This is a genomic window from Micromonospora sp. NPDC093243, assembly GCF_044753725.1.
Taxonomy (GTDB): Bacteria; Actinomycetota; Actinomycetes; order Mycobacteriales; family Micromonosporaceae; genus Micromonospora.
Window position 1 is genome coordinate 1 of sequence record NZ_JBIVNT010000024.1, and the last position, 4765, is coordinate 4765.

Annotated in this window: 3 protein-coding genes and 2 pseudogenes; all 5 read left to right on the plus strand. The window is 67.5% G+C overall.

Translation table 11 applies throughout. The annotated features are described in order from the left end of the window. Nucleotides 1–186 precede the first annotated feature (186 nt). Nucleotides 187–1683 carry an ISL3 family transposase gene (locus ACIP9D_RS32750; protein WP_350877559.1) on the plus strand — a complete coding sequence of 499 codons (1497 nt, stop codon included), beginning with the start codon at nucleotides 187–189 and terminating at the stop codon, nucleotides 1681–1683. 148 nt (nucleotides 1684–1831) lie between these two features. Then, complete coding sequence (locus tag ACIP9D_RS32755; RefSeq protein WP_350877557.1) at nucleotides 1832–2152, plus strand: hypothetical protein; 321 nt, start codon at nucleotides 1832–1834, stop codon at nucleotides 2150–2152. 444 nt (nucleotides 2153–2596) lie between these two features. Further along, the gene (locus ACIP9D_RS32760; protein ID WP_350877555.1) at nucleotides 2597–3259 is read left to right on the plus strand and encodes a nitroreductase; all 663 of its coding nucleotides are present in this window, start codon (nucleotides 2597–2599) and stop codon (nucleotides 3257–3259) included. A 546-nt stretch (nucleotides 3260–3805) separates the two neighbouring features. Next, nucleotides 3806–3922 (plus strand): annotated as a pseudogene (locus ACIP9D_RS32765) (IS3 family transposase); the annotation flags it as partial. Between the two features lie 50 nt (nucleotides 3923–3972). Beyond that, nucleotides 3973–4651, plus strand: a pseudogene (locus tag ACIP9D_RS32770) (IS5 family transposase); the annotation flags it as partial. Between the last annotated feature and the right edge of the window lie 114 nt (nucleotides 4652–4765).

Consider the following 4765-nt stretch of genomic DNA (forward strand, 5'->3'; position numbering starts at 1 on the left):
CGCCAAGCCCTCGGCGCCCTCGCCCTGGCCTACCCCGACCGCCTCGGCCCCTACCTGACCTGACAACCCATAGATCAACTTACACAGAAATCTTGGCTCTGGCGCAGAGACGGTGGTGGGTGGTCCTATGTGTCCGGTCGCTCCACGGCAGGGTGATGCCGGTGTGACCGGAACTTGATCAAGGCCTTGCTTCCTCAGCTGTCGTCGCTGGTCATCGAAGAGATAGCCGACCAGGGCTCGGTGGTGCTGGTGCGCGCCCGGACGTCGGTGAGGGCCGTTTCCTGTCCAGATTGCGGCGAGCCGGCCGAGCGGGTGCACGCCTATCACCGTCGCCGGCTCGCGAACCTGCCGGCAGGCGGCCGGGGTGTGGTCATCGATCTGCGAGTACGGCGGCTGCGCTGCCCGACCCAGTCCTGTCCGCGGCGCACGTTCCGTGAGCAGGTGCCCGCCCTGACCACCCGGTGGGCGCGACGGACCCGCCCGTTGACCGAGCTGATCGCTGACCTCGCGGTGGTACTGGCCGGTCGTGCCGGCGCGAGCGTGCTGGCCCGGCTAGGTATACGTAGCTCACGTTCGACGGTGCTACGCGTCCTGATGGACATGCCGACCTTGACCGAGCCAATCCCCGAGGTGATCAGCGTCGACGACTTCGCGATGCGCCGGCGCCGCCGGTACGCGACCCTGATCATCGACGCGGTCACCCACCGCCGCCTCGACGTACTCCCGGACCGTCAAGCCGACACCCTGGCCGCGCGGCTGCGCGAACACCCGCAGGTGCGGGTCGTCTGCTGTGACGGTTCCGCAGCGTATGCCGAGGCCATCCGCGATGGCGCCCCGCAGGCAGTGCAGGTCAGCGACCGTTGGCACTTGTGGGCGAACCTGGCCAGAGCGGTCGAGAAGACCGTGGTCGCGCACAGTGGCTGCTGGCACCAGCACCCCGCCGGAACGGACCGGCCGCTGGACGAACGCACCCGTCAACGCCATACGGCCGTGCACGACCTGCTCGGCCAAGGTGTCGGGCTGCTGGAGTGCGCCCGCCAGCTCGGCTGGGCGCTGAACACCGTCAAGCGCTACGCCCGGGCCACCACCGCCGAGCAGCTGCAACGGCCGCCGCGTTACCGCGAGACCCTGGTCGACCCGTACCGGGACCACCTGCGTCGCCGCCGGGCCGAAGACCCGCAGGTGCCGGTCACCCGTCTGCTGACCGAGATCCGCGAGCTCGGCTACACCTGCAGCGCGAACCTGCTGGTGCGCTACCTCAACCAGGGCCGCGCCGACGCCGAACGCACCCCACCGTCACCGCGCCGGCTGGTCGCCTGGCTGTTGACCAGGCCCGAGGACCTGCCCACCCACTACCGCAGCCACCTGCAGGAACTGCTCGCCGCCTGCCCGCACCTGACCGTGCTGGCCCAGCGGGTCGGCGAGTTCGCCGGCCTGCTCACCCAGCGCCGCGGTGAGGACCTCGAGCCCTGGATGACAGCCGTCGACGCCGTCGATCTACCCGCGCTGCACGGCTTCGTCCGCGGTCTGCGGATGGACGAGACCGCCGTTGTGGCCGGGCTGACCCTGCCCTACAGCAACGGCCCGACCGAAGGTGCGAACACCAAGGTCAAGCTGCTGAAACGGCAAATGTACGGCCGCGCCGGCTTCGCTCTACTCCGCCAACGAATCCTGCTCGCGTAGATCACTCACAGCAACCACCGTTTCCGCGTCAGAGCCGAAATCTTGACAGGCCCTCGAAGATCCACGTCTTGTGCGACCGGCGGGGCGTGCCGCTACAGGTGCCGATCTCAGCCGCGAACACCCCGGACGCGCAGTTGCGTTCCCGTTGTTGGATGCCTTCACGCCGGTGCGAGGCCGTCGCGGCCGGCCCCGCCGCCGTCCGGGCAAGCTGCACGCGGACAAGGCCTACGACCACAAGGCGATCCGCGCCGAGGTCCGCCGCCGGCGCATCGTCGTGCGGGTCGCCCGCAAAGGCGTCGAGTCGTCCCAGCGTCTTGGCCGGCACCGGTGGATCTTCGAGTCGTGCCTGTCCTGGTTCACCAACAACCTCCGCTTCGCTCGTCGACGCAAAGCCGAGCATTTTCAAGCCTCCGCCGACCTCGCCGCCATCCTCATCTGCCACCGCCGACTCGCAAAGATCACCAACTGAGACACCCCTAAGGCTGACGCCGGGTTGTCTATACCACGAGCGCGATCGAGTCGCTCAAGGCCCGGATCCGCCAGGCCACCCGCCGCTGCGGGCTTCCCCAACGAATAGGCCGCGCTCAAAGTCCTCTATCCGGCCATTCGCAGCCCGCGGCCGATCCGGGCTAACGTCACCGGCAAGACCGGCGGCCGGAAGCAAGCGCTGAATTCCCTTGCCCATGGACTACGGCGAGCGCATCACCGGAAACTGAGAACGCGATCACCTCCTCAGACGGAAAGATCCGGGCAGTCTCGATGATGCGACGAAGGTCGAAAGATCGAGGTCTATTGCAGAGTGTGCTCGGCGTGTCACGCTGGACGTGGCTGGGTTGGTCCTCACGACGGGACGCCGCTCTCCGGCATCGTCGGCCCTGCGTACGACGTGATCGACGCTTCGTATGCTCACCCAATGGACGTTTACAGTGCGGTACGGACGAGGCAGTCGATCCGCAAGTTCACCGATCGGCCCGTGGCGCGGGAACAGTTGCAACGCGTGTTGGCAGCGGCTGCTAACGCTCCGTCGGGCAGCAACCTGCAGCCATGGCATGTCTACGTCGTGTCTGGCGAACCGTTGGCAGAGCTGAAGAGGCGAGTGGCCGAGCGGGTGGCTGTCGGTGATCGCGGCGACGATCGCGAGTTCGCGATTTACCCGCCCGAGTTGCGCTCGCCTTACATCGAACGAATGGCGGCGCTGGGGGAAGGCCGCTACGGCTCGCTCGGTATCGCGCGCGACGATGTCGTCACGCGCGCCCGGGTTCGAGCCGAAAACTGGAACTGCTTTGGAGCCGGTACGGCGTTGTTCTGCTATGTAGACCGGGACATGCCTGCGCCGCGGTGGTCCGACGCGGGCATGTACTTGCAGACCGTGATGCTTCTGCTGCGGGCCGAGGGGCTGCACAGTTGTGCGCAGGAGGCTTGGGCGGAGTACCACCGCAGTGTCGCCGAGGTGATCGCGCCGCCTCCCGAACGAATGCTGTTCTGTGGCATGTCGATCGGCTTCGCCGACCCGACGGTGGTGCATCCGCGTATCCGCCGCGCCCCTGTGTCGGAGACCGTGACGTTCCTCGGCTGAGTGGCAGCGCGCGCCCGTACTTTTCCACGCCACGGTTTCCTAATCGCTGCTACAGAGCTTGAAACGCTGAGCAGTCTGTTCGGTCAGGCTCCTTCGGGATCAGGGGTCTTGCCCGACACCCGAACACCGGTGTGCGGCCAAGCCCTGTGCAGGTTTTGGCTTTCGGCGGTCGCTGAGTCTGAACGGGGATTCTGGTGAGGTGTCCCCGCCGGCCGGGCCTGACCCGAGTTTGAACCGGCTCCGTGCCATCAAGTGGACCCGTCGACCCGGCTGGCGGAGGCACCTGTCTCGGCGCGTGCACGGGCCGGCGCGGTGACCTGATTAGGAGCTCGGGTTCGTCCCTCATCCCCGTTCTGTCCAGCGTTCTCCTCGTGCTCGGTGGTCGAGCCTTGCCGTCAATGCAGCAGGTAGGAGGCAGAGTGAGCGAGGACCAGGACGTGACTGTCGGGGTTGACACCCACAAGGACGTGCACGTCGCGGCAGTGTTGGACGAGGCTGGCAGGGTGCTGTCTACCAGGAGCCTTTCCGACAACGCTTCGCGACGTGTCCGGCGGCACTTACGGCAGTCCTCGGGTGCACGCCATCCTGCGTCGGCAGGGCCGGCAGTTGGGCCGCAAGCGGGTCGAGCGGTTGATGCGGACCGCCGGCCTGCAGGGGCGCGTTCCTGCGCAAGAAGTGGCGTATCCCATCGACCCGGTCGAACCCGAAGGCGCCGCCGCTGGCAACGTGACGGCACCTGGGAGAAGATCCTGGCCGCGTTGCAGGCCGTGGCGGACGCGGCCGGTCGCATCGACTGGGACGTCAGCATCGACTCGACGACCAGCCGCGCCCATCAGCACGCCGCTGGCGCCCGCCACGACGGGCACCTGCAGAAAGAACCACCCGGCGGCGTACACGACGAACCCGCCGATCACGCCTTGGGTCGTTCCCGAGGCGGGCTGACCACCAAGACCCACCTCGCCTGCGAGCAAGGCCAGAAAGTCCTGGCCCTGACCCTGACCGCAGGCCAACGCGGGGACAGCCCACAGTTCATCCCCGTCCTGCGCAAGATCCGCATCGCCCGGATCGGCGGTGGGCATCCCCGCACCCCGCCCGGACCTGGTCCTGGCCGACAAGGCCTACACCTCGAAAGGCAACCGGGGCCATCTACGTTCCCGCGGTATCAAAGCCTGTATCCCGAGCAAGACCGACCAGGACGCCCACCGCAAAGCCCGAGGATCAAAGGGTGGCCGCCCGCCCGGGTTCGACCCGGCCATCTACCGGCAACGCCACGCCGTCGAGTGCGGCATCAACCGCCTCAAACGCCAGCGCGGCGTCGCCACCCGTTACGACAAGCTGGCCGTCCGCTTCCAGGCCGTCCTGACCATCGCCATCATCAACGAGTGGCTCTGACCGGATTATGAAACGCTCCCTAGATGGGTTGGGTTTCTGGCTGGGTCAGCCGGTGTTTGGTGGGATCGTAGAGGGCTTCGAACGCGGCTGGTGGCAGGTCTGCGGCGCCGCTGT

Excerpts from the sequence above, each read along its gene's own strand:
- ACIP9D_RS32760 (WP_350877555.1), top strand. The coding sequence starts at position 2,597 with ATGGACGTTTACAGTGCGGTACGGACGAGGCAGTCGATCCGCAAGTTC.